Annotated in this window: 21 protein-coding genes and 1 tRNA gene; 17 read left to right on the plus strand and 5 right to left on the minus strand. The window is 58.7% G+C overall.

From position 1 onward, the window contains the following. Window positions 1-142: 142 nt before the first annotated feature. Window positions 143-490, minus strand: coding sequence for a hypothetical protein (locus tag FY152_03350; protein ID UXS31173.1), 348 nt, complete (start codon window positions 488-490; stop codon window positions 143-145). Between the two features lie 331 nt (window positions 491-821). Here FY152_03350 and FY152_03355 point away from each other — a divergent pair, with 331 nt between their 5' ends. Both FY152_03355 and FY152_03360 read left to right on the plus strand, forming a co-directional pair. Next, a complete protein-coding gene (locus FY152_03355; GenBank protein UXS31174.1) occupies window positions 822-2,039 on the plus strand; it encodes an FAD-dependent oxidoreductase in 1,218 nt (405 codons plus the stop codon). Between the two features lie 7 nt (window positions 2,040-2,046). Beyond that, complete coding sequence (locus FY152_03360) at window positions 2,047-2,844, plus strand: HpcH/HpaI aldolase/citrate lyase family protein (GenBank protein UXS31175.1); 798 nt, start codon at window positions 2,047-2,049, stop codon at window positions 2,842-2,844. A 274-nt stretch (window positions 2,845-3,118) separates the two neighbouring features. Here the strand turns inward: FY152_03360 and FY152_03365 are convergent, their stop codons facing one another. Then, window positions 3,119-3,460, minus strand: coding sequence for a hypothetical protein (locus FY152_03365; GenBank protein UXS31176.1), 342 nt, complete (start codon window positions 3,458-3,460; stop codon window positions 3,119-3,121). 163 nt (window positions 3,461-3,623) lie between these two features. On the opposite strand from FY152_03365, the gene FY152_03370 reads away from it, so the two are divergent. From FY152_03370 to FY152_03380, 3 genes are all read left to right on the plus strand, one after another. Beyond that, window positions 3,624-3,714: transfer RNA gene (locus FY152_03370), tRNA-Ser, on the plus strand. 594 nt (window positions 3,715-4,308) lie between these two features. Next, entirely contained in the window at window positions 4,309-5,325 is a 1,017-nt protein-coding gene (locus FY152_03375; GenBank protein UXS31177.1) for a porin, read from the plus strand. Window positions 5,326-5,935: 610 nt separating this feature from the next. Beyond that, the gene (locus FY152_03380) at window positions 5,936-6,958 is read left to right on the plus strand and encodes a porin (protein ID UXS31178.1); all 1,023 of its coding nucleotides are present in this window, start codon (window positions 5,936-5,938) and stop codon (window positions 6,956-6,958) included. A gap of 166 nt (window positions 6,959-7,124) precedes the next feature. Here the strand turns inward: FY152_03380 and FY152_03385 are convergent, their stop codons facing one another. Beyond that, on the minus strand, window positions 7,125-9,197 hold the full coding sequence (locus FY152_03385) for a lytic transglycosylase domain-containing protein (protein ID UXS31179.1): 2,073 nt from the start codon (window positions 9,195-9,197) through the stop codon (window positions 7,125-7,127). A gap of 375 nt (window positions 9,198-9,572) precedes the next feature. Here FY152_03385 and FY152_03390 point away from each other — a divergent pair, with 375 nt between their 5' ends. Beyond that, window positions 9,573-10,457, plus strand: a complete 885-nt coding sequence (locus FY152_03390) for a 4-hydroxy-tetrahydrodipicolinate synthase (protein ID UXS31180.1) — start codon at window positions 9,573-9,575, stop codon at window positions 10,455-10,457. A gap of 216 nt (window positions 10,458-10,673) precedes the next feature. Beyond that, window positions 10,674-11,156: an SsrA-binding protein SmpB gene (smpB, locus tag FY152_03395; protein UXS31181.1), complete on the plus strand. Its 483-nt coding sequence runs from the start codon at window positions 10,674-10,676 to the stop codon at window positions 11,154-11,156. Between the two features lie 193 nt (window positions 11,157-11,349). Here smpB and FY152_03400 read toward each other — a convergent pair whose 3' ends face one another. Together FY152_03400 and FY152_03405 are read right to left on the minus strand one after the other, a co-directional pair. Beyond that, window positions 11,350-12,849, minus strand: a complete 1,500-nt coding sequence (locus tag FY152_03400) for a globin-coupled sensor protein (GenBank protein ID UXS31182.1) — start codon at window positions 12,847-12,849, stop codon at window positions 11,350-11,352. 216 nt (window positions 12,850-13,065) lie between these two features. Beyond that, window positions 13,066-13,635 carry an NYN domain-containing protein gene (locus FY152_03405; protein UXS31183.1) on the minus strand — a complete coding sequence of 190 codons (570 nt, stop codon included), beginning with the start codon at window positions 13,633-13,635 and terminating at the stop codon, window positions 13,066-13,068. Window positions 13,636-14,027: 392 nt separating this feature from the next. Here FY152_03405 and FY152_03410 point away from each other — a divergent pair, with 392 nt between their 5' ends. The 10 genes from FY152_03410 (at window position 14,028) to FY152_03455 (ending at window position 22,858) form a co-directional block, all read left to right on the plus strand. Beyond that, window positions 14,028-14,420 (plus strand): DNA-directed RNA polymerase subunit omega, encoded by a 393-nt coding sequence (locus FY152_03410; GenBank protein UXS31184.1) that lies wholly within the window; start codon window positions 14,028-14,030, stop codon window positions 14,418-14,420. A 132-nt stretch (window positions 14,421-14,552) separates the two neighbouring features. After that, on the plus strand, window positions 14,553-16,787 hold the full coding sequence (locus FY152_03415) for a bifunctional (p)ppGpp synthetase/guanosine-3',5'-bis(diphosphate) 3'-pyrophosphohydrolase (protein UXS31185.1): 2,235 nt from the start codon (window positions 14,553-14,555) through the stop codon (window positions 16,785-16,787). 197 nt (window positions 16,788-16,984) lie between these two features. Beyond that, window positions 16,985-17,131: a DUF3563 domain-containing protein gene (locus FY152_03420; GenBank protein ID UXS31186.1), complete on the plus strand. Its 147-nt coding sequence runs from the start codon at window positions 16,985-16,987 to the stop codon at window positions 17,129-17,131. Between the two features lie 439 nt (window positions 17,132-17,570). Continuing rightward, window positions 17,571-18,149 (plus strand): DUF2062 domain-containing protein, encoded by a 579-nt coding sequence (locus FY152_03425; protein UXS31187.1) that lies wholly within the window; start codon window positions 17,571-17,573, stop codon window positions 18,147-18,149. Further along, a complete protein-coding gene (locus tag FY152_03430) occupies window positions 18,146-18,550 on the plus strand; it encodes a holo-ACP synthase (GenBank protein UXS31188.1) in 405 nt (134 codons plus the stop codon). Before FY152_03425 ends, FY152_03430 begins: the two co-directional genes overlap by 4 nt. Window positions 18,551-18,759: 209 nt before the next feature. Beyond that, a complete protein-coding gene (gene lepB / locus FY152_03435; GenBank protein ID UXS31189.1) occupies window positions 18,760-19,506 on the plus strand; it encodes a signal peptidase I in 747 nt (248 codons plus the stop codon). Beyond that, window positions 19,503-20,222 (plus strand): ribonuclease III, encoded by a 720-nt coding sequence (locus FY152_03440; protein UXS31190.1) that lies wholly within the window; start codon window positions 19,503-19,505, stop codon window positions 20,220-20,222. The genes lepB and FY152_03440 overlap by 4 nt, the downstream gene beginning before the upstream one ends. 75 nt (window positions 20,223-20,297) lie before the next feature. Next, window positions 20,298-21,248: a GTPase Era gene (locus FY152_03445; GenBank protein ID UXS31191.1), complete on the plus strand. Its 951-nt coding sequence runs from the start codon at window positions 20,298-20,300 to the stop codon at window positions 21,246-21,248. A 342-nt stretch (window positions 21,249-21,590) separates the two neighbouring features. Next, entirely contained in the window at window positions 21,591-22,343 is a 753-nt protein-coding gene (locus FY152_03450) for a Crp/Fnr family transcriptional regulator (GenBank protein ID UXS31192.1), read from the plus strand. 137 nt (window positions 22,344-22,480) lie between these two features. Beyond that, window positions 22,481-22,858, plus strand: a complete 378-nt coding sequence (locus tag FY152_03455; GenBank protein ID UXS31193.1) for a response regulator — start codon at window positions 22,481-22,483, stop codon at window positions 22,856-22,858. Window positions 22,859-22,912: the final 54 nt, after the last annotated feature.

Here is a 22,912-nt window from a genome sequence, read left to right on the forward strand (position 1 = left end):
AAAACCCGGCACACAATAGGTGCAAAAAAACCGGACGCAAGCCGCGCCCGGGTATTGGATGACTGTTTTGGAACAGTTTTTTCCTCCGCCACTTCCCGACGGAAAAACCTGCCGGCGAATCGGCCGGCAGGCTGTGTCAGGTTCAGGCGCTGGTCTCGAAACTCAATCTGCGCACATGGTGCAGGAATTCGGCGTCGATCAGCATGTTAAAGCCGATCGTGACCTTTTCTTCCTCCCGGCGGATCAGCGTGCAGCCGATTTCGTCGCGAATACCGAGAATTTCCAGATAGAAATTGGCGGGCATCTCCAGATTCGGGCTGACTTCGAGTTCCGCGCCGTAAAGCGAGATGGTGCGCACCAGGCAGCGCATGGTGTCCTTGGCGCTCAGGTGATGCCCGATGAAGGTGATCTTGCCGGGTCGGTCGATCTGAAATTTCTCGTACTTCTCGTCCTGGGGGACGTTCTGACGGGGATCCATATGCAAAGCCATGACAACCTCCCGGATTGCCTCTTCCTGGTGCTGATTTTAACGCGGCTTCCTTGCCAGCGCGTGAAGGAAATTCGCGCAATTGTCTGTTTTCCGTCTCGACATGGGCCAACGCCCCTTACGCAAGCCAATGTTTCCCTTGGGGGAAATGCGCTCGGCTTTGTCTGGTTGCAGGCTTGTCGCAGCCCGAGCTGATAATGTGTCATGCTTGCACCGGGCTGGCGTCGCCGTGCGGTTGACGCGGGCCGTACTTGGCGTTACGCCTGATCGGGCAATATGGCTTTGCGCGAGTGGGTGGGACTGGCCCGTCGCGATTCGTGTCTGGGAGTTGAATGTGACGGGTAGGCTGGTAATCGTCGGGGCGGGGCAGGCCGCTTTCGCGCTGGCGGCAAAGCTCAGGGCGCTGAAGGATGAGCGCCCCATCACCATCATCGGTTCCGAGGATGCCTATCCTTACCAACGGCCGCCGCTTTCCAAAAAATACCTTCTCGGCGAAATGAGCTTCGACCGGCTGATGTTCCGGCCGGAGGAATGGTACGCGGAAAACAATGTCGATATCCGGCTCTCCACCTGGGTGGAAGAAATCGATCGCGCGGCCAAATCGTTGCGCACGCAGGATGGCAGCACGCTTTCCTACGACAGGCTGGTGCTGGCGACCGGTGCCGCCCCCCGCCTGCTGCCGGCCAGCATCGGCGGCGATCTCGAAGGCGTTCTGACCGTTCGCGACAAGCGCGATGCCGACCGGCTGATGGCGGAGATGAAGCCCGGCCGCCGGCTGCTGGTCATCGGCGGTGGTTATATCGGTCTGGAGGCGGCGGCCGTCGCCCGCAAGCTCGGCCTCGATGTGACGCTGATCGAAATGGCCGACCGTATTCTCCAGCGCGTAGCGGCGAAGGAAACGGCCGACATCATGCGCGGCATTCATCAGGCAAATGGCGTCGCGATCCGCGAAAAGACCGGCCTTGTGCGCCTTGTCGGCATGGATGGCCGGGTTGCCGCCGCCGAGCTTTCGGATGGTTCGACGCTCGACGTGGATTTCGTCATCGTCGGTATCGGCGTGACGCCGAACGACCGCCTTGCGCGCGAATCGGGCCTCGATGTCGGCAATGGCATAGTGGTGGACGAATATACCCGCAGTTCGGACAGCGATATTCATGCGGTGGGCGATTGTGCCTTGCTGCCCTGGCGCGGCCAGCATGTGCGAATCGAATCGGTCCAGAACGCGGTCGATCAGGCCGAGGCCGCCGCTCATGTGCTGGCCGGCACAGAAATCGCCTATGACGCCAAGCCGTGGTTCTGGTCGGATCAATATGAGGTGAAGCTGCAGATTGCCGGTTTCAATCTCGGTTACGACGAGACGGTGCTGCGGCCGGGCGCACGCGAAGGCAGCTGGTCTGTCTGGTATTTCCGCGATGGCCGCTTCGTGGCCGTCGATGCCGTCAATGACGCCAAGGCCTATGTTGCCGGCAAGAAATTGCTCGATACCGGCGCTGAACCGGACCGTGCCATCCTGGCGGACCCCTCCGCCGATCTGAAATTACTGCTCTCCTGAGGATATCATGCCCGCTCCAGAAAACCGTTTCAAAACCGCCATCCACGCCGGCAGGCCGCAGATTGGTCTCTGGCTCGACATGGGTGAGGCCATCACGGCGGAAATCGCCGGAACGGCGGGGTTCGACTGGCTGGTGATTGACGGCGAGCACGGGCCGAACGATCTGCGCAGCATCATCGACCAGCTGCGCGCCCTTGCCACGTCGCCCGCCGAGCCGGTGGTGCGCGTGCCGGTCGGCGAAAGCTGGATGATCAAGCAGCTCCTGGATGCGGGCGCCCGCACGCTACTCGTTCCCATGGTCGATTCGGCGGTGCAGGCGGAAGCCCTGGTGAGCGCCATGCATTATCCGCCGCGCGGCATCCGCGGTATGGGGGCCGCCGTTGCCCGCGCCTCCGCTTTCAATACCATCACCGATTATGCCGACAGCGCCTCCGACAGTGTCTGCCTTCTGGTGCAGGCAGAAACGCGCGCCGCGATCAACGATCTCGACAATATCCTCGCGGTGGAGGGGGTGGACGGCGTCTTTATCGGCCCGGCGGATCTCGCGGCGGATATGGGTTATCTCGGCAAGCTGGATGAGCCGGAAGTGCAGGCGGTCATCGAGGCGGCAATCGTCAAGATCGTCGCGGCCGGCAAGGCCGCCGGCATTCTCACCTTCAACGAGACCTTCAATCGCCGTTATCTCGAACTCGGCGCGTCTTTTGTGGCTGTCGGTGCCGATGTCACGGAATTTTCCAACACGCTGCGCTCGCTTTCCAGCCGTTACAAAGGTGGGGCAGCACCTGCGGCGAAATCCGGATATTAAAGCTCAATCGTCGTTGCTGGCATTCAGCTTTTCCGGCGGAATGCCCTCTTCGCCGGAGGCAAGGTAGCCGCTGTTAATGAGGGCGGCGCGGACGATGCGCTGGATCGCCTCATCCCTGTCGAAGCCGTGATCTCTCGCAAAATCCGACAATGCCTCTTCAAGATCATCGCTAAACTGCATTTTCGCCCCCATTCTTCATGTCTTCAAACCAATACGAACAGGCAAGGCGAAATAAATCCCGCCTCGCCTGAATTTTGTATTGTCACGCAGTCGATTAGCGCCAGCGATAAAGGCTGCTATTCGACGAGCTCTGCTGCGTGCCCGCGCCGACCGCATAACCGATCGCGAAACCGAGTGCGCCGACGATCGTCAGCAGCGAGGTTGCGGTGCCCGGATTTTCCTTGACCGCCTCCACCACATTCTGGCCCTGGGCGCGCACATTGCTCGCCGCCTTGCGAACGCGGCCACGCGCCTCATCCAGAAATTCCGATGCGTCTTCACCAACACCTTCCGCGCGGGCGGAAACGGATTTGGAGAGAGACGCAATTTGCGTGCGCAACTCCGCAATCTGATTTTCGATCGTGTCTTCGACAACATTCAGTTTGGTCTGAGCCATTAGAACACCTCTTTTGTTACCGAAGCGAGAACGTGCCGGCCTTAAAGAAGTTCCCCAATTCTCCCGTAAAGTTTGACCGACCGCTCTCCGTCCAACAGGTTTTTCGGCTTCTTGGCGAAAAAGCCTTGCATTCATTTTTTTTACGCAATAATCAGGCCGCACCGGAGAGGTGGCCGAGTGGTCGAAGGCGCTCCCCTGCTAAGGGAGTATACGTCAAAAGCGTATCGTGGGTTCGAATCCCATCCTCTCCGCCACTTCAGCGCATAGCGTAACTCTCCCCGAAAAAATCGTCTCAGGCCGACTCATAGCCGCTGATCATGAAATGTCATGTGGCCGAAACGACGATACCCCTTATATGCAAATCATCAGTCAAAGCGTCTGTCGAAGCAGGCCTGCCGAATCGTTATCCGGTGAATCGGCGCAAGACGGCATAGGTTTCCCGATACACGCTGCGGCATCATGCCAACGGCCGGGCCGAGAACAGGCAAATATTTCCATCATGACTGGCCGGCGCAGCAACGGATCGCCGAAAAGGCGTGTAGTTTAGAAAGACCTTGTTAACTGCGCTAACTAACGGATTTTCAAGGAACTTCTTAACGCATCGTAAAGCCGCTTATCCTTTGGTGGCGCACTGTGTGTTGTTTCCGCAACAAACCGAAATGAAGCATATACGTAAATGCGGTTTATCGGATGTTGGCGATTGCAAGCCGCGAAACCTTTTGTATTTTCACGACCAGAAGCGAGGCGGTGGATCGTTTGGCTTCTAAGAACACGGGAATGGGGCAGGGAATGCTGTCCTTCAGCGAAAGTACCCAGACCCTTTTAAAAACTTTGACTGGAGGTCAACCATGAACATCAAGAGCCTTCTGATCGGCTCCGCTGCGGCTCTCGCAGCAGTATCCGGCGCCCAGGCTGCTGACGCTATCGTCGCTGCTGAGCCTGAGCCCCTTGAATACGTTCGCGTTTGCGACGCTTTCGGCACCGGCTTCTTCTACATCCCCGGCACCGAAACCTGCCTGAAGTTCGGCGGTTACGTTCGTTTCCAGACCAACATTGGCCGCGATGCTAAGGGCACGTCTGACTGGAACTCGTTCACGCGCGCTCAGTTCGAAGTTGACACCCGCACCGACACCGAACTCGGTGCTCTGCGTGGCTTCATCGGCTTCCGTGGCAATGCCGACAACGGTTCTGCTTCTGGTTCCAGCGTTTTCGTTGACCAGGCTTTCATCGAACTCGGCGGCCTGAAGGTCGGTAAGTTCTACAGCTGGTGGGACGATAGCCTTTCTGGCGAAACGGACGAGCTGTCTTCCAACGCTCTGTTCAACTCCATTCGTTACACCTACGACGCTGGCTCGTTCTGGGCAGGCGTTTCGGTTGACGAACTCGAAGGCATCACTGTTGGTCCGTTTAACGAAACCGACAACAACGTTGGTGTTGCTCTCGGCGTTGGCGCCAAGCTCGGCGCTGCTTCCTTCCAGCTCATCGGTGGCTACGACACCGACCGCGAAAACGGCTCTGTACGCCTGATCGCAACGGCTGACGTTGGTCCGGGCACGCTTGGCCTGGCTGGTGTTTGGGCTTCCGGCGCAAACGCTTACTACAACGTCTCCGAGTGGGCAGTTGCTGCGGAATACGCCATCAAGGCAACCGACAAGCTGACGATCACCCCCGGCGTTCAGTACTACGGCAACTACGGCCTGGTTTCCTGGGATGACTTCTCGAACGACGACGGCTGGACAGCTGGTCTGACGCTCGACTACAAGATCACGCAGGGCCTCTCCACGAAGATCGCTGTTAACTACGTTGACATCGACAACCGTGACGACCAGGTTAAGGGTTTCGTTCGCCTTCAGCGTTCGTTCTAATCTGATCTGACATTGTCAGTGATGGAAAGCCCGGCTCTCGAGCCGGGCTTTTTCGTTTCTGTAACGCCCGTCCGGCAAGAGGTGCGGGGATGCGTCGCCACGCCAGTGGCCGGGTGCCGCCGATTGGCTGTGATGTTCGAGCCGGCGTCGCAGCGGATGACTGGTCTTTGACGGCAATTGCGGTTGTTGATTCGTTTGGGATCCTCTGCCTCCGGAAATCTATGAAGACGGAATGACCAGGCGATTCTGAGCGCTACGTCTGGATTCTGAAGAGCCGCAAATCCCTTTTTGGACAATCTCACATGGCCTGATTGCGTCGGTATTTTGTTTTTGCGACGGATTTGACTCATGAGAAAGATTTGCCACTCTCTGCAAGTGCTTGAAATAAATCAAAAATTAACGATTCATTAAGAAGTGGGCCGGGGTCGGTTAGAATTGTAGCTATTTCGCAACAATGAAAAACTAAGGACACCTTACTGTCTTCCTTTCGTCATGATTGCGATTGCCTGTCCGCCAGGTTTTGGCTCTAATCACCTCCATAAGCGGCACGCATTCGTTAGTGCTTTCCCACCCGCTGCTTAGAAAATTGGCGTTTGACTGGAGGTCAACCATGAACATCAAGAGCCTTCTCATCGGCTCCGCTGCGGCTCTCGCAGCAGTATCCGGCGCACAGGCCGCTGACGCTATCGTCGCTGCCGAGCCTGAGCCCCTTGAATACGTTCGCGTTTGCGACGCTTTCGGCACCGGCTTCTTCTACATCCCCGGCACCGAAACCTGCCTGAAGTTCGGCGGTTACATCCGTTTCCAGACCAACTTCGGCCGTGACGCCAAGGGTACGTCTGACTGGAACTCGTTCACGCGCGCCCAGTTCGAAGTTGACACCCGCACCGACACCGAACTCGGTGCTCTGCGTGGCTTCATCGGCTTCCGTGGCAATGCCGACAACGGCACTGCTTCTGGTTCCAGCGTTTTCGTTGACCAGGCCTTCATCGAACTCGGCGGCCTGAAGGTCGGTAAGTTCTACAGCTGGTGGGACGACGATCTGAATGGCGAAACCGACATTCTGTCCACGAACACCCTGTTCAACTCGATCAAGTACACCTACGACGCTGGTTCTTTCCAGGCTGCTCTCTCGGTTGACGAGCTTGAAGGTTCGTACGGTCAGTACCAGTACGGTCCGGACAACAACGTCGGCATCGGCGGCATGATCGGCGGCAAGTTCGGCGCAGTTACCGCCAACCTGATCGCCAGCTACGACTTCGATGCAGAAAACGTTGCTATCCGCAGCATCCTGTTCGCTGACATTGGTCCGGGCACCTTCGGTCTTGCTGGTGTATGGGCTTCGGGCGACAACGCTTACTACGCAAAGTCTGAATGGGCTGTTGCCGTTGAGTACGCGATCAAGGCTACGGATCGTCTGACGCTTACCCCCGGCTTCGAGTACCTCAGCAAGCTGGACGTCAACCCTGTTGACGGCGACTTCACTGGCGACCGTGACGCCTGGACTGCTGGTCTGACGGTTGACTACAAGATCACTGAAGGTCTTGCTACCAAGATCACCGCCAACTACTACGACGAAGATGGTCGTGACGATGAAGTCACCGGCTTCGTTCGCCTTCAGCGCACGTTCTAATCTGATCTGACATTGTCAGTGATGGAAGCCCGGCTCTCGAGCCGGGCTTTTTCGTTTGAATATCTGCCGAAGCGGAAAACCGCGTGGCTTGGATAGGGAAACAAAAAAGCACCGGGCCAGCCGGTGCTTCTATGGTCTCACGGTGCTGGGCCGATGAACCCGACCTTTACCCCGACCGCCCATGGCGCAGATCATCGACAATATCGGCCTGTTGTCCCAGCCGTGACTTGTAGACCTGATAATTCTCCATCACGCGCTGCACATAATTGCGCGTTTCGGGGAAGGGGATGCGTTCGATCCAGTCGACCACCTCGTCGATGGGCTTGCCGCGCGGGTCGCCGTAACGGGCGATCCATTCCGGCACGCGCTTCGGGCCGGCATTATAGGCGATGAAGGTGAGGATATAGGAACCGCCGAAACTGTCGATCTGCTCGCCAAGATAGTGAGCACCGAGTGTGGCGTTATATCCCGCGTCGCTCGTCAGCATCGCCTGCGTATAGGGCAGGCCATGGCGTCCGGCCACGCCCTTGGCAGTTCCCGGCAACAATTGCAGCAACCCGCGGGCATTGGCGGCGGAGACCGCGGCCGGGTTGAAGGCGCTCTCCTGCCGGGCGATGGCATAGGCAAGTGCCTTGCCGGAGCCGGCAATATTGGCGCTGGCGGGAATGACGCCGAGCGGATAGGCGAGGGCGGCGGCATCGATGCCGCGGCTGAAAGCCGTCTTGCCGATTTGCAGCGAGACCTGATGGTTACCGTTGCTTTCCGCCCTTGCGGCCAGAATGGCAAGTTCGCCCGGGCTGTCGAGCTGATCGGCCAGTGACCGGTAAAGGCTGTCCGCCCGCCAGCCATAGCCCGCGGCCTCCAGCCGGTCGATGGCGCGCACGGCCTCTCTGCCGGCAAAACGCTCCCGATCACCGCCGCTTGGGCTGGGATAGGTGACGTTCAGCGTCTTGGTGCCGATCCGTGCGGCGGCAAGCTGACCGTAAAAGGTGCCGGGATGGGCGGCAGCCCTGGTAAAGAAGTCGCGGGCATTGCCCGGCCCACCCGCTTCCGCGGTCCGCCCGAGCCAATAATAGGCGCGGGAGGCCGAAAGCGGCCGGTTCGAGGTCTGCAAAAGCGTATTGAAGTGGCGGGAAGCCGCCGCGGGGTCGCGCAGCGCCCGAAGCGCGTACCAGCCGGCATGGAATTCCGCATCGGCAATATCGACGGCGGAGGTTGCCGAATGATTGGCGACAATGCGGTAGGCCTCGGCAAAATCGCCGAGATCGGCAAGGCCGCGGGCGATAATGCGCCGCTCATTCCACCATTCTCCGGGATTGACGAGCTTGCCCGCTTCCTTTGGCGCCTGCCGCAAGAGGACCGCTGCTTCCGGATATTTCTGCTGGTTGCGCAGATTTTCAACGCGGGCGAAGAGAAAGGCCGTATCGTTGCGCCATGTCGCGTCGACCTTGCCCAGGAGCGCGCCCGCATTGGCGGATCGCTGCAACACGGCCGCCCATGCATTGTAAAGCGACTGCGCCTTGCCCAGATCGCCAAAGCGCTTGGCCTGGCCGATGCGGCTGCGATACATCAGATAGTCCATGCGCGCCTTGTGGTCGGCGGGCGTCAGATAGCTGGGGAATTCGGCAAGAACACGGTCTTCCATGTCCTTGTCCATGCCTTCGCTGACCCACAGCTGGCGAATGAGGCTCTGCGCTTCCGCGCCCTTGCCGGAAGAAGAGAGGGCCTTGGCGAGTACCACGGTGCCTTCGGCGGTTTCCGGCCGGCTGCTGCCGAAAGCGGCTAGCACCTGGGACGCGGGCGGATCTTCACGGTAAAGCGCTTTTTCTGAATTGGCGCGCAAGGTTGCCGCGCCCGGCCAGCCGGTCAATTCACGCTGGGCTGCGGCGATCTCGGCGGAAGGCACGTCCTTCTGACCGGAAACGGCAATCGCCCAGGAAAGAATGTGCCGGTCGAGGCTTCCCGTCGGCATGGCGTTGCGCAGCGCAATGGCGCGCGCGGCATCGCGGCTGGAAAGGGCGTCGAGGCCCGCTTTCAGCTGGCCCGCGTCATCAGGCCGGTTGAGGCGTGGTATCGCGCCGGTGATTTCGGGGGAGGCGGGCATGAAGGCGGGAACGGTCGGCGCATTCGGCTTCACATAGGGAAGCGGCACCGCACCTTCCGGCACGGGGCCGGCCAGTGCGTTCCACACGGTCGCGGCAAGACCTGCCGCCATCAATGCCCAAACTGTCTTTTTCATACCGCTCTTCATTACCGGACGGAAACAATCGACCTTCTTGTATTGTCAATTCATTGCAGCGGGATTGCGGGAAGCGCCTGTGGTTCTGGTCCGAAATCCCGCCCTCAAATCTACGGAGAGTGAGGTTAACGAAACCTTACCTGCGGCTGCGCAATCCTATCAACTTTTATTCACCGGCCTGCGAGCGGCGCCCATTTCCACCGCCTCGTTTTTTCAGCTGCCGCATGACGCTCGCAGAGTGTCACACTTCCGACAATTTCGGACAAAATAGGCTTCCTTTGCGCTTGTCGGCGCCAAGGGCTGGCACTAATGTGTGCCGGTTTTAACCATCGAATGCGGCCGAAGCATGAACCGGCTCGGCGCCAGGAGCTTTGCATGTTCAAGGGATCAATTCCCGCCCTCATTACCCCGTTCACGGACAATGGCGCCGTGGACGAACAGGCGTTTGCCGCCCATGTGGAATGGCAGATCGCCGAAGGCAGCAACGGACTTGTGCCTGTTGGCACGACGGGGGAATCTCCAACCCTGTCCCACGACGAGCACAAACGTGTGGTCGAGCTGTGCATTGAGGTAGCGGCGAAACGGGTTCCGGTCATTGCGGGCGCTGGCTCCAACAATACCGATGAGGCGATCGAGCTTGCCCTGCACGCGCAGGAAGCCGGAGCGGATGCGCTGCTGGTGGTCACCCCCTATTATAACAAGCCGACACAGAAGGGGCTTTTCGCCCATTTTGCCGCTGTCGCCGAAGCGGTGAAGCTGCCGATCGTCATCTACAATATCCCGCCGCGCTCGGTGGTGGATATGTCGCCGGAAACCATGGGCGCGCTGGTCAAGGCGCACAAGAACATTGTCGGCGTCAAGGATGCGACGGGCAAGCTCGATCGCGTCTCCGAACAGCGCATTTCCTGCGGTAAGGATTTCATCCAGCTGTCGGGCGAAGATGGCACGGCGCTCGGCTTCAACGCCCATGGCGGCGTCGGCTGTATTTCGGTCACCGCCAATGTCGCTCCACGTCTCTGTTCGGAGTTCCAGGCGGCGATGCTTGCCGGCGATTACGCCAAGGCCCTGGAATATCAGGATCGCCTGATGCCGCTGCACAAGGCCATCTTCATGGAGCCCGGCGTCTGCGGCACCAAATATGCGCTTTCGAAGACGCGCGCCGGCAATCGCCGTGTTCGCTCGCCGTTGATGAGCACGCTGGAACCGGCAACCGAAGCAGCCATCGACGCGGCGCTGAAGCATGCCGGCCTGATGAACTGAGACACGCCTGAGGCCTCAAAGGCGCGCAATGGACCGCTTCGCGACATAAGCGTTCCGCGCGCCTTTTCTTTTTACGGCGACGATACTAAATAGAGCATGTCTCCCAAAAGTGGTCACCGGTTTTGGGGCAAGAACATGCGCAAAAAAATATAGCTCAAAAACCGCTCCGACCGACAGGTCGCAGGCGCAATAAGAAAAACAAGGGATTGAAATATCATGGCCCCCAAAGGCAGCCAGCGCGTGGTGAACAAGATCGTTGCGGAAAACCGCAAGGCTCGCTTCAACTACGAAATCATCGACACCTATGAGGCAGGCCTCGTGCTGACCGGCACCGAGGTCAAGTCGCTGCGCGAAGGCAAGGCGAACATCGCCGAATCCTATGCCTCGGATGAGGGCGATGAAATCTGGCTGATCAACTCCCACTTGCCGGAATATCTGCAGGCCAACCGGTTCAACCACGAGCCGCGCCGCCGTCGCAAGCTGCTTTTGAGCAAACGCGAAATCAGCCGCCTGCGCGCCGGCATCAACCGCGATGGCATGACGCTGGTGCCGCTGAAGGTCTATTTCAACGAAAAGGGCCGCGCGAAGCTGGAACTGGCGCTCGCCAAGGGCAAGAAGCTGCACGACAAGCGCGAGACGGAGAAGGAACGCGACTGGAACCGGCAGAAGTCGCGCCTGCTGAAGGGCGGCAACGCTTAAGCGGCAGAGATTTCGCGGCGTAGAGGGTAGCGGCGTTTCGCCCCTTGTTCCTTCGTCATGCCGGACTTGATCCGGCATCCAGCCACGGCGCGTCTGCGCCGTGGAAAGGGTCCTTTTAGCCCAAGGACTTGGGCTGGCTGGATCCCGGCTCAAGGCCGGGATCACGGGAGCATGCTGCTGTCCGTGGCGCCTCTCAAGCAGCCCGATACGTCCGCTCCACATAGGCCTTCGACGCCGAAACGCTGAACCTGCTGACGAGCGCCGCAAGATTGGCGCTGACATCGCTCAGATTATGCGTCGCCGCATTGGTTTCTTCCACCATCGCCGCATTCTTCTGGGTCAGATTGTCCATGCTGTTGATGGCGGCGCTGATTTCCTGAATGCCGACGGACTGCTCCTGCGCCGCCTTGGTCAGCGAGGTGATGTGATCCTGGATGTGATCGACCTTGTTGCCGATCGTGTTGAGGGATTCGCCAGTCTTGTTGACGAGCGACACGCCCTGCATCACATCATCGGAGGATTTGGCGATCAGGGTCTTGATTTCCTTGGCGGCGGTGGCCGAACGCTGGGCCAGTTCGCGCACTTCCTGGGCGACGACGGCAAAACCCTTGCCGGCCTCACCGGCGCGGGCGGCTTCTACGCCGGCATTCAGCGCCAGAAGATTGGTCTGGAACGAGATCTCGTCGATGACGGAAATGATCTGGGTGATCTTCTGCGACGATTCCTCGATGGCACCCATCGCCTTGACGGCTTCCGTTACCACATCGCGTGAGCGCGCCGCCTCGACGGCCGAGCTTTCGACGATGGCCTTGGCCTCTTCCGAGCGCTGCGCCGAGAGTTTGGAAATGGTGGTGATTTCCTCGACGGCTGCGGCGGTTTCCTCAAGGGCGGCGGCCTGCTGTTCGGTTCTACGGGCCATGTCGTCGGTCGCAGAGGTCAGCTCGCGGGTGTTGCCGGAAATCTTGTTGGCCTCTTCGACGATCTGCCCAAAGGCGCCGGAAAGATTACCGACCGCGGCGTTGAAATTGGCGATCAGCCCTTCAAATTGCGGTGCGGTCTTTTCCGTGATGCTGGAGGTGAGGTCGCCATTGGCCAGCTTGTTCAGCGCATTGTTGAGCAGTTCGAGAACGTGCTCCTGTTCCTTCTTCATCTGCGCCTGTTCAGCCTCCACCTTCAGCCGCTCGGCGGCCAGCACGTCGAGATAGACGGAGATCGAATAGTCCATGTCGAGAAGAGCGGCCTTGATGGTTGCAGACAGCCCATCCTTCAGCTTCCTGGCCTTCTTCTCCATGAAGAGGCCCTTCAGTTCGGACTCGATGACCGCCTTGACGATGCCGTCAAGCATCAGCGCATAACCGCCAATATACCAGCGCGGCTCCAGCCCCAGCCTTGCATGGGTGCGGCCGATGGCGGTGACGGCGTCGGTATAATCGTCGTTGAACGTCCCGGAGGCGATCCGCGCCCAGTGTTTCAGCTGCATGCTCTTGGCATGGTGGATATGCGCATCGTTGGCGAAGAACTTTGCCGTTTCCGGCACCGCGCGAACCTTGGCATAAAAGCGGTCGAGCGAAGCATCGAGCGAGCCGGTGATGACACCTTTCATCTCGGAGAGATTTTGCCGCTGTTCGTGGCCAAGTCCCAGAAAATTCAGTCTTTCATCGAGCTGTCGGTCGGTTTTTGCTTGGCCATGCATGTCTAAACATCCTGATTTGGCACCCAAATCATATCGTTGGTGCCCTTATGTCTTTTAGACACGTCTAAAATTAACCAAGTTATAATTTCGACTTACCGAATTTGATGTTTGTTAATTCTAAAAAGAATTTTTACCTCGCCGGTGGAGCGCAAAGAGAAACGCGCCCGTCTTTTCAGGACGGACGCGTTGATGGTTTTGTCGCAGCAAAAACCGGGATCAGATCGTCTCGGGGCTCTCGACATGCCGGGCAGGGCGCTCGTTCGGGTCGCGCCCGATCTCTGCCTTCAGCGTCATCAGATCGATGAAGTGATCGGCCTGCCGGCGTAGGTCGTCTGCAATCATTGCGGGCTGCGTCGCCATGGTGGAAACCACGGACACCTTGCGGCCCTTGCGCTGCAGCGCGTCCACCAGCGTGGTGAAATCGCCGTCGCCGGAGAACAGGACGAGGTGGTCAACCGTTTCGGACTGTTCCATGGCATCGACCGCGAGTTCGATATCCATGTTGCCCTTGATCTTGCGGCGGCCGAGCGCGTCGGTGAATTCCTTCGCCGGCTTCGTCACGACCTTGTAGCCGTTATAGTCCAGCCAGTCGATCAGCGGGCGGATCGAGGAATATTCCTGATCTTCGATCAATGCGGTGTAATAATAGGCGCGCAGCAGGTATCCACGCTTTTGAAACGCCTTGAGGAGCTTGCGGTAGTCGATATCGAATCCCAGGCTTTTCGATGCTGCATAAAGATTGGCTCCATCTATGAAGAGCGCAATTTTCTCCCGTGGATCGAACATTCCATCCCATTCCTTTTTTTGGAAAGGCCATTATCTGGCTTTTATTTCCGGTCGCTAACGCAAAAAAACATGTCGTATCAACGAAGTTTGCGCATCGCCGTTGCGTTTTAAGTAAGGTAACTTCACCCGTATTCCAAGACAATTCTTCTAGACATTTTGTTCATCAGACGCCAAACATGGGCAATAAGGTGCCAAAAGACGCCAAAGACAGGAAAAACTTGAATTCCGCGGCCAATGGCTGTATCGGAAGCTGGAAAGCTTCGTCGCGAGAAATCCTGAATGTTTTTCGCAGGGCACGAAGCGCAGATTCAATAGGTTAGAGCATCCCTTGTGCACCCCAAACATTGCACGGCGCTCTGATCCACGACATTACGACACGCAAAGGACAGGCAATGGCCCGCGTCACAGTTGAAGATTGCATTGATAAAGTAGACAACCGTTTCGAGCTGGTGCTTCTCGCCAGCCACCGTGCGCGCCAGATTTCTCAAGGCTCCTCCATCACGGTTGACCGCGACAACGACAAGAACCCCGTCGTGGCGTTGCGCGAAATCGCCGATGAGACGCTGTCTCCCGACGATCTGAAGGAAGACCTCATCCATTCGCTGCAGAAGCATGTGGAAGTGGACGAGCCCGAGCCCGATCCGGTCACGCTCGCAGCCTCCGCTGTCGCCGATGGCGAAGACGACGACCAGCCGGAAACGGTTACTTTCGACCAGATGTCGGAAGAAGAACTGCTGGCCGGTATCGAAGGCCTTGTGCCGCCGGAAAAAAATGACGACTATTGATCTGACTTTATGACGCCATTGGCAGGCGGTGGTTACCGTCTGTCAATATTTGCCGTCATAATCTGATCCCTATTGATGCAGCATTGTGCGCCGACCCCTAGGTTGGCGCGCTTTCTTTTTGTGGAATATCGCATGATGCGGCAATACGAACTCGTTGAGCGGGTTCAAAAATATAAACCGGATGCGAATGAGGCCCTGCTGAACAAGGCCTATGTTTACGCCATGCAGAAACATGGCCAGCAGAAGCGGGCCAATGGCGACCCCTATATCTCGCATCCGCTGGAAGTTGCCGCGATCCTCACCGAAATGCATCTCGACGAATCGACCATCGCGGTGGCGTTGCTGCACGATACGATCGAGGATACCACCGCCACCCGTGCCGAAATCGATGAGTTGTTCGGCGAAGATATCGGCCGGCTGGTGGAGGGGCTGACCAAGCTCAAGAAGCTCGATCTCGTTACCCGCAAGGCCAAGCAGGCGGAAAACCTGCGCAAGCTGCTGCTCGCCATTTCCGATGACGTGCGCGTTCTGCTGGTGAAGCTCGCCGACCGCCTGCACAATATGCGCACCATGGAATATATGCCGGCCGACAAGCGCAGCCGCATTTCCGAAGAGACCATGGAAATCTATGCGCCGCTCGCCGGCCGCATGGGCATGCAGGATATGCGCGACGAGCTGGAAGACCTGTCCTTCCGGTATCTCAACCCGGAAGCCTACGAGACGGTAACCAACCGCCTGCAGGAACTGGAAACGCGCAATGAAGGGTTGATCAAGAAGATCGAGGACGAGCTGCGCGAGCTTCTCGTGGCGAACGGCCTCATCGGAGCCAATGTCAAAGGGCGTCAGAAGAAACCCTATTCGGTGTTCCGCAAGATGCAGTCGAAGTCGCTCTCTTTCGAGCAGCTTTCCGATGTCTACGGGTTCCGCATTCTGGTGGACGACATTCCCTCCTGCTACCGGGCGCTGGGCATTGTCCACACCCGCTGGCGCGTGGTGCCGGGCCGCTTCAAGGATTACATCTCCACGCCGAAGCAGAACGACTATCGTTCCATCCACACCACCATCGTCGGCCCGTCGCGCCAGCGTATCGAGCTGCAGATCCGCACCAAGCGCATGCATGAGATCGCCGAATTCGGCATCGCCGCCCATGCGCTCTACAAGGATGGCGAGAACGGGGAGGGCGATCTGCTCTCACCGGAGAGCAACGCCTATTCCTGGCTGCGCCACACCATCGAATCGCTGGCCGAAGGCGACAGCCCGGAAGAGTTCCTCGAGCACACCAAGCTCGAGCTCTTCCAGGATCAGGTGTTCTGCTTCACGCCCAAGGGCAAGCTGATTGCGCTGCCGCGCGGCGCGACGCCCATCGATTTCGCCTATGCGGTGCACACCAATATCGGCGACACCACCGTCGGCGCGAAGATCAACGGCCGGATCATGCCGCTCGTCACCCGCCTGAACAACGGCGATGAGGTGGAGATCATCCGCTCCGGCGTGCAGGTGCCGCCTGCCGCATGGGAAGAGGTGGTGGTGACGGGCAAGGCCCGCTCTGCCATCCGCCGCGCCACCCGCATGGCCATCCGCAAGCAATATTCCGGCCTCGGTTATCGCATTCTGGAGCGCACCTTCGAGCGCGCCGGCAAGGCCTTCTCCCGGGAAGCCCTGAAGCCCGTGCTGCATCGTCTGGCGCAGAAGGATGTGGAAGACGCCATCGCCGCCGTCGGCCGCGGTGAGGTCTCCTCGCTCGATGTGCTGCGCGCGGTCTATCCGGATTATCAGGACGAACGCGTCACGGTGAAGATGACCGGCGATGATGGCTGGTTCAACATGCGCAGCGCCTCCGGCATGGTCTTCAAGATCCCCGGCAAGTCGCGCTCGGTTCTCGAGGACGACGGTGCGGCCGAAATGCTGGATGGGCCGGACCCGCTGCCCATCCGTGGCCTTTCCGGCAATGTTGACGTGCATTTCGGTGCCGCCGGCGCGGTTCCGGGTGACCGCATCGTCGGCATCATGGAAAAGGGCAAGGGCATCACCATCTACCCCATTCAGGCGCCGGCGCTGCAACGCTTCGACGACGAGCCGGAGCGCTGGATCGATGTGCGCTGGGATTTGGATGAGGCGAACAAGTCGCGCTTCATGGCGCGGGTGATGATCAATGCGCTGAACGAGCCGGGCACGCTCGCCTCGGTGGCGCAATCGATCGCGACGCTTGATGTCAATATTCGCGGCCTCAACATGGTGCGCATCGGCACGGATTTCTCCGAGCTGGCGCTGGATGTCGAAGTCTGGGATCTCAGGCAGCTGAACCAGCTCCTGTCGCAGCTCAAGGATCTCGATTGCGTCTCGACAGTGACGCGTGCCTTCGATTGAGGCATTTTTGATCCTTTGTAAATACTAAAAGGCCGCTGTTATGCGCTGAATGCATGGCAGCGGCCTTTTCCTGTCTCTGGTCGTGGAGGCGGTTTGCGACTATTTTCATCTCAGAAATTGAAGAGAAGGAAATGCGGCGTGCCGGTGGATGAACACCGATGAGAAACGCCAGTTCCAAACCGAAAGGACCGAAAATCATGTTTACTCCGCTTCGCAAGATCGCCCGTGCCGTTCGTGGCAAGACCACTCAGGAACGCGAATTCGAATATCTCAGCGCCTCCGTGTCGAATGTCGACCTGGAATTCCGCCAGCGCGAAATTGACCGCGGCCTGTTCCGCCGGTAATGCACACAGCGCATGGCAGCCAATCGCCATGCGTATGGAGCCAGCAGGTGCAGCCGTATCGGCCTGTGTATTGCTGTGTCTCGCAAAACTATGTGAATGCGCGCTTCAAGCGGTTGTCCCAAACTGGTTGACCAATACGCCGCAGAAAATTCCGATTCAGTCCCCTGTCGCAATAGGCGACACTAAATTGGGACTGATATCGAAGGCTCGATATTCACTGTATTCGTGACATCCAGCGTCCGTCATGCCGGACTTGATCCGGCATCCAGCCAGCCCAAGTCCTTGGGCTGGAAAGAGTCTTCTCGCCGCGCAGACGCACGTCGGCTGGATTCCGGCTCAAGGCCGGAATGACGGAAGCGGAGAATACACCTGCAAAAGAAATCCCTGCGTCATCTATGATGCTCTTGGCTCAGCCCGGGCGATGAAATAGACTGAGCCCATGCCGTTTCGCCGCCGTGAACCCGTTGGTTTTTCAGAGAAGATTCGCGACCTCTTCTGGCCGCGCACGGGTTTTACCCGTTCGCTGCGCTATATGAAGCTGCGTCTGCTACGGCTTTCCGCTTCTCCGCATTCTGTTGCCGCCGGTGTCGCCATTGGTGTCGGCGTGGCATGGACGCCGTTTCTCGGCATTCATATCATCATCGCCATGGCGCTTGGCTTCCTCATGCGCGTCAATCTTGTTGCGGCCGCACTCGGCACCACCTTCGCCAATCCGCTGACATTTCCCTTCATATGGGCATCCACCTGGGAACTGGGGCATTTCATCCTCGGCCGGCAGAGGTCGGAAAGCGCTGCCCATGTGGATTTCGTGGCGTTGTTCAGCCATCTCGAATTCAGGCAGATATGGACGCCGGTGCTGGAACCCATGACCATCGGCGCGATTCTGCCCGCAGCCATCAGTGCCATCATCGCTTATGTCGCCGTTTATGGCCTCATCAGCGGCTTTCAGCGGCGCAAGATGGAAAATCTCGCGCACCGCGCCGCCAATAAAAATGCCTCTCTGGAGATGTTGAAATGATCATTGGATTGGGTAGCGACCTGATCGACATTCGTCGTGTTGAAAAGTCGATCGATCGTTTCGGCGACCGCTTCACCCATCGCTGTTTTACCGATATCGAGCGGGCCAAATCCGATGGCCGCAGGAACCGCGCGGCTTCCTATGCCAAGCGCTTCGCCGCCAAGGAGGCCTGTTCCAAGGCGCTGGGGACCGGACTTGCGAACGGTGTTTTCTGGAAGGATATGGGCGTCGTTAACCTGCCGGGCGGCAAGCCGACCATGGTTCTGACCAATGGGGCAGGGGAAAGGCTGGCGGCGCTGCTGCCCGCCGGCCACCGCGCCAATATTCACCTGACGATCACGGACGACTTCCCTTATGCTCAGGCATTCGTGATTATCGAGGCGCTTCCCGTGAACGGGTAAGACGCGACGCTGCCGCATTGCCGCTCTATTTGCGGGCGTGTGACAGAAGCGCTTCCCTTCGGGCTGGAAAGGTTCTAGAGAAGTCGCAGAAATATGAAAGCGTTGCCGGCTGCGTAAAAACCGCTTGCCCGCCGCATATGCGATAAAACAACGGCCCGGAGGCCTTCGTGAAACCGAAGAAGCCGGGAAACAATCAGGCAGGTCTTTAAGTGTCCGAAAAAGCTGAAAAGAAGCAGAACGCCCTCTGGGAGAACGTCAAGGTCATCATTCAGGCGCTGCTGCTGGCCATGGTCATCCGCACCGTGCTGTTTCAGCCCTTCACCATCCCTTCCGGCTCGATGATGCCGACGCTTCTGGTTGGCGACTATCTTTTCGTCAATAAGTTCTCCTACGGCTATTCGAAATATTCGCTGCCCTTTTCGCCGAACCTGTTTTCGGGCCGCATTCTCGAATTCAGCAAGCCCAAGCGTGGCGATGTCGTGGTGTTCCGCCTGCCGCCCAATCCTGAAGTGGATTACATCAAGCGTCTGGTGGGCCTGCCGGGCGACCGCATCCAGGTGACGAACGGCGTGCTGTTCATCAACGGCCAGCCGGTGCCGAAGCAGCCCGATGGCACCTTCACCTCCGATTACCGCGCCGATCCGGGCGCCAATGTGCCGGTCTTCCGTGAAACGCTCGACAATGGCGTCACCTACGACACGCTCGACCAGTCGCCCGATTCTCGTGGCGACAACACCCGCGAATTCGTGGTGCCGGAAGGCCATTATTTCATGATGGGCGACAACAGAGACAATTCGCTCGACAGCCGGTTCGACGTCGGTTTCGTACCGGAAGAAAACCTGATCGGCCGCGCCAGCGTCATCTTCTTCTCGCTGGGCAATGACACGCCGTTCAGCCGCATTTGGGAATGGCCGGCCAACATGCGTTGGGACCGCCTCTTCAAGGTTGTGGAATGAGCAAGACCAAGCCGCTTTCGACGGATGAGATTTCCCGTCTGGAAGCGTTGATCGGATATGAGTTCAAGGAAAAGGCCCGGCTCGACCGGGCCTTGACCCATGCCAGCGCCCGCTCGGCGGCGGCCGGCAATTACGAGCGGCTGGAATTTCTTGGCGACCGTGTCCTCGGTCTCTGCGTCGCCGAATTGCTGTTCTCCACCTTCCGCAACGCCACTGAAGGCGAGCTTTCGGTCCGTCTGAACCAGCTCGTCAGCGCCGAATCCTGCGCCGCGATCGGCGACGAGATGGGCCTGCATAATTTCATCCGCACCGGCTCGGATGTGAAGAAGCTGACCGGCAAGGCGATGCTGAACGTGCGCGCCGATGTGGTCGAAAGCCTGATCGCCACCATTTACCTGGATGGCGGGCTGGAAGCGTCGCGCAAATTCATTCTGAAATACTGGCAGGGCCGCGCAACCAGCGTGGATGCCGGGCGACGCGACGCCAAGACCGAGTTGCAGGAATGGGCGCATGCCAGGTTTGCGACCACGCCCTCTTACCGGGTTGACGATCGTTCCGGACCGGATCACGATCCCCGCTTTACGGTGACTGTCGAAATTCCCGGCGTGAAGCCGGAAACCGGTGTCGAGCGCTCCAAGCGCGCGGCCGAACAGGTGGCGGCAACAAGATTGCTGGAACGCGAAGGCGTCTGGCAGAAGACCTCCACCCGGAACTGAGCACCCGGCGAACCGGGTGCCAAAATCGAGCGCATGGCGGACCCGCGGGCCGCATGTTGAATACCTCTGACCTTGATGGATAACATGACCGATCACGAAAACCCCGCCATTGAAGGCGAAGACAACAACCTTCCGACCCGTTCCGGCTTTGTGGCCCTTATCGGCCCGACCAATGCCGGCAAGTCGACGCTGGTGAACAGGCTGGTTGGCGCCAAGGTTTCGATCGTCAGCCACAAGGTGCAGACGACGCGCGCCGTGATGCGCGGCATCGCCATTCACAAGAATGCGCAGATCGTTTTCATGGACACGCCCGGCATCTTCAAGCCGCGCCGCCGGCTTGACCGCGCCATGGTCACCTCCGCCTGGGGCGGCGCGAAGGATGCCGATCTCATCCTTCTGCTGATCGACAGCGAGCGTGGTCTGAAAGGCGACGCAGAGGCCATTCTCGAAGGCCTGAAGGATGTTCCGCAGAAGAAGATCCTCTGCCTCAACAAGATCGACCAGGTGAAGCGCGAAGACCTGCTGAAGCTGGCCGCCGCCGCCAATGAGACGGTCGCCTTCGACCGCACCTTCATGATTTCGGCCACCAACGGTTCGGGTTGCGAAGACCTGATGGATTATCTTGTGGAGGCTCTGCCGGAAGGTCCGTGGTATTATCCGGAAGACCAGATTTCCGACCTGCCGATGCGCCAGCTCGCCGCCGAAATCACCCGCGAAAAACTGTTTCTGCGCCTGCATCAGGAACTTCCCTATGCCTCGCATGTCGAGACGGAAAAATGGGAAGAGCGCAAGGACGGCTCGGTACGCATCGAGCAGGTGATCTATGTCGAGCGCGACAGCCAGAAGAAGATCGCGCTCGGCAAGAACGGCGACGCAATCAAGGCGATCTCCACCGCCTCGCGCAAGGAACTGTCGGAAATTCTCGAACAGCCGGTGCATCTCTTCCTGTTCGTCAAGGTGCGCGAGAACTGGGGCGACGACCCCGAGCGCTTCCGTGAAATGGGACTGGAATTCCCGCGCGGCTAGCGCACTGGCGCACCGGCAGGGTGAGAACGTGCGCCCGCCTCCGTCATTCCGGCCTTGAGCCGGAATCCAGCCAGCCCAAGTCCTTGGGCAAAAAACTCTCTCGCCGCGCAGACGCGCGTCGACTGGATTCCGGCTCAAGGCCGGAATGACGAGCGGGAGATGTCGCGAACCAACGCGAACATCGAGATTGCCTCCAAAGCCTTCGTTTTTGTGTGTTGGAGCGTAGGGCGCGCCGCGATCCTTGAATGACTTGAATATCTTCATCCTCCACCGGGAACCGAATGCGTTCGGGCGGGTTGTTCCAAAACAATTGGGCGCAACCTTTTTCGATGACGGGCACTCATGTCGCCAAAAAAACCGAACGGTATCTCCACCACGCCTTGCCAGCACTGTCCCCTGCGCGATCTGCCGCATTTCAGGGATTTTTCATCGCCCGAGCTGGATTTCGTTTCGCGTTTCAAGACGGGAGAGCTGGCGGTCGAAAGCGGCTCCGTGATCCTGATGGAAGGGTCGCACAGCGCCCATCTTTATACGGTGCTGCATGGATGGGCCTTCCGTTACAAGACGCTGGAAGACGGCAGGCGGCAGATTCTCAATTACGTCATGCCCGGCGATCTCGTCGGCCTGCAGGGCACGGTGATGGGGGAGATGCAGCATTCGGTGGAAGCACTGTCTCCTGTCACCCTATGCGTCTTTGAACGGTCCCGTCTCAACAACCTCTTCACCGATCATCCGAGCCTTGCCTATGACCTCACCTGGATCGCGGCGAGCGAAGAACGCATGCTCGACAGCCATCTCCTGAGCATCGGCCGGCGCACCGCGCTGGAGCGCGCGGCCTATCTTATCGCGTTCCTCTACAGCAAGGCGAAAGCGGTCCATCTTGTGCAGGGCGAAACGCCCATCCCGGTCACCCAGCAGCATGTTGCCGATACGCTCGGCCTTTCCATCGTCCATACCAATAAGACCCTGAGAAAGCTCGTCGATCGCGGCCTGATCCGCTGGACGGACAAGGGCTGCCTGGTGCTGGACAATGCCGGATTGAGCCATGTGGCCGGCTGGGAAAGCGACGAAAAGCGGCAGAGACCCTTCATCTGATCTTCTTCGGACATGTCTTTTTTAAATGACGTTAGGGCCGTAATTTGCGACTCCTGTCCTGATATCTCGCAGGAGATTAATTAGGAGCCCCCTGTCGCAGAACTGGTTGGCTCCTTCATCTGGGAAGAAGAAAACATATGTTGCCACAACGGGTTATCATCGTTGAGGATGAATATCTGGTGGCGCTTGATGTCGAGGCTGTTCTCCAGTCCATGGGGGTCGAAATCATCGTCATCGCCACGACGCTCGCACAGGCCCGCGACGCCATCGAACAGGACGGCGCCGATTGCGTGCTTCTCGATGTCAGCCTTTCCGATGGCAAGAGTTACGATTTCGCGCGCCAGCTGCGCCAGGCGGGTATTCCCTTCGGTTTTGTCAGCGGTTACGGCGATACGACGGGGTTTCCCGAGGACCTTGCGAAGGCGCCGCTGCTTGGCAAGCCTTTCGGGGAAAATGAAATCATGGATTTCGTTCTCGGCCTCGTCAGCGTGGTCAATGACGCCGTAAAAGAATAACGTTTCCCCGCCGGATCGGTTATGATCGGGCCTGAATCGAAATTCGGACATGTT

The sequence above is a fragment of the Agrobacterium tumefaciens genome, from assembly GCA_025560025.1.
GTDB lineage: Bacteria > Pseudomonadota > Alphaproteobacteria > Rhizobiales > Rhizobiaceae > Agrobacterium.

Excerpts from the sequence above, each read along its gene's own strand:
- FY152_03350 (UXS31173.1), bottom strand. The coding sequence starts at position 490 with ATGGCTTTGCATATGGATCCCCGTCAGAACGTCCCCCAGGACGAGAAG.
- FY152_03455 (UXS31193.1), top strand. The coding sequence starts at position 22,481 with ATGTTGCCACAACGGGTTATCATCGTTGAGGATGAATATCTGGTGGCG.
- FY152_03420 (UXS31186.1), top strand. The coding sequence starts at position 16,985 with ATGTTTACTCCGCTTCGCAAGATCGCCCGTGCCGTTCGTGGCAAGACC.
- smpB (UXS31181.1), top strand. The coding sequence starts at position 10,674 with ATGGCCCCCAAAGGCAGCCAGCGCGTGGTGAACAAGATCGTTGCGGAA.
- FY152_03415 (UXS31185.1), top strand. The coding sequence starts at position 14,553 with ATGATGCGGCAATACGAACTCGTTGAGCGGGTTCAAAAATATAAACCG.
- FY152_03425 (UXS31187.1), top strand. The coding sequence starts at position 17,571 with ATGCCGTTTCGCCGCCGTGAACCCGTTGGTTTTTCAGAGAAGATTCGC.
- FY152_03440 (UXS31190.1), top strand. The coding sequence starts at position 19,503 with ATGAGCAAGACCAAGCCGCTTTCGACGGATGAGATTTCCCGTCTGGAA.
- FY152_03365 (UXS31176.1), bottom strand. The coding sequence starts at position 3,460 with ATGGCTCAGACCAAACTGAATGTTGTCGAAGACACGATCGAAAATCAG.
- FY152_03445 (UXS31191.1), top strand. The coding sequence starts at position 20,298 with ATGGATAACATGACCGATCACGAAAACCCCGCCATTGAAGGCGAAGAC.
- FY152_03400 (UXS31182.1), bottom strand. The coding sequence starts at position 12,849 with ATGCATGGCCAAGCAAAAACCGACCGACAGCTCGATGAAAGACTGAAT.
- FY152_03450 (UXS31192.1), top strand. The coding sequence starts at position 21,591 with ATGTCGCCAAAAAAACCGAACGGTATCTCCACCACGCCTTGCCAGCAC.
- FY152_03410 (UXS31184.1), top strand. The coding sequence starts at position 14,028 with ATGGCCCGCGTCACAGTTGAAGATTGCATTGATAAAGTAGACAACCGT.
- FY152_03360 (UXS31175.1), top strand. The coding sequence starts at position 2,047 with ATGCCCGCTCCAGAAAACCGTTTCAAAACCGCCATCCACGCCGGCAGG.
- FY152_03375 (UXS31177.1), top strand. The coding sequence starts at position 4,309 with ATGAACATCAAGAGCCTTCTGATCGGCTCCGCTGCGGCTCTCGCAGCA.
- FY152_03430 (UXS31188.1), top strand. The coding sequence starts at position 18,146 with ATGATCATTGGATTGGGTAGCGACCTGATCGACATTCGTCGTGTTGAA.
- FY152_03385 (UXS31179.1), bottom strand. The coding sequence starts at position 9,197 with ATGAAAAAGACAGTTTGGGCATTGATGGCGGCAGGTCTTGCCGCGACC.
- FY152_03390 (UXS31180.1), top strand. The coding sequence starts at position 9,573 with ATGTTCAAGGGATCAATTCCCGCCCTCATTACCCCGTTCACGGACAAT.
- FY152_03405 (UXS31183.1), bottom strand. The coding sequence starts at position 13,635 with ATGTTCGATCCACGGGAGAAAATTGCGCTCTTCATAGATGGAGCCAAT.
- FY152_03380 (UXS31178.1), top strand. The coding sequence starts at position 5,936 with ATGAACATCAAGAGCCTTCTCATCGGCTCCGCTGCGGCTCTCGCAGCA.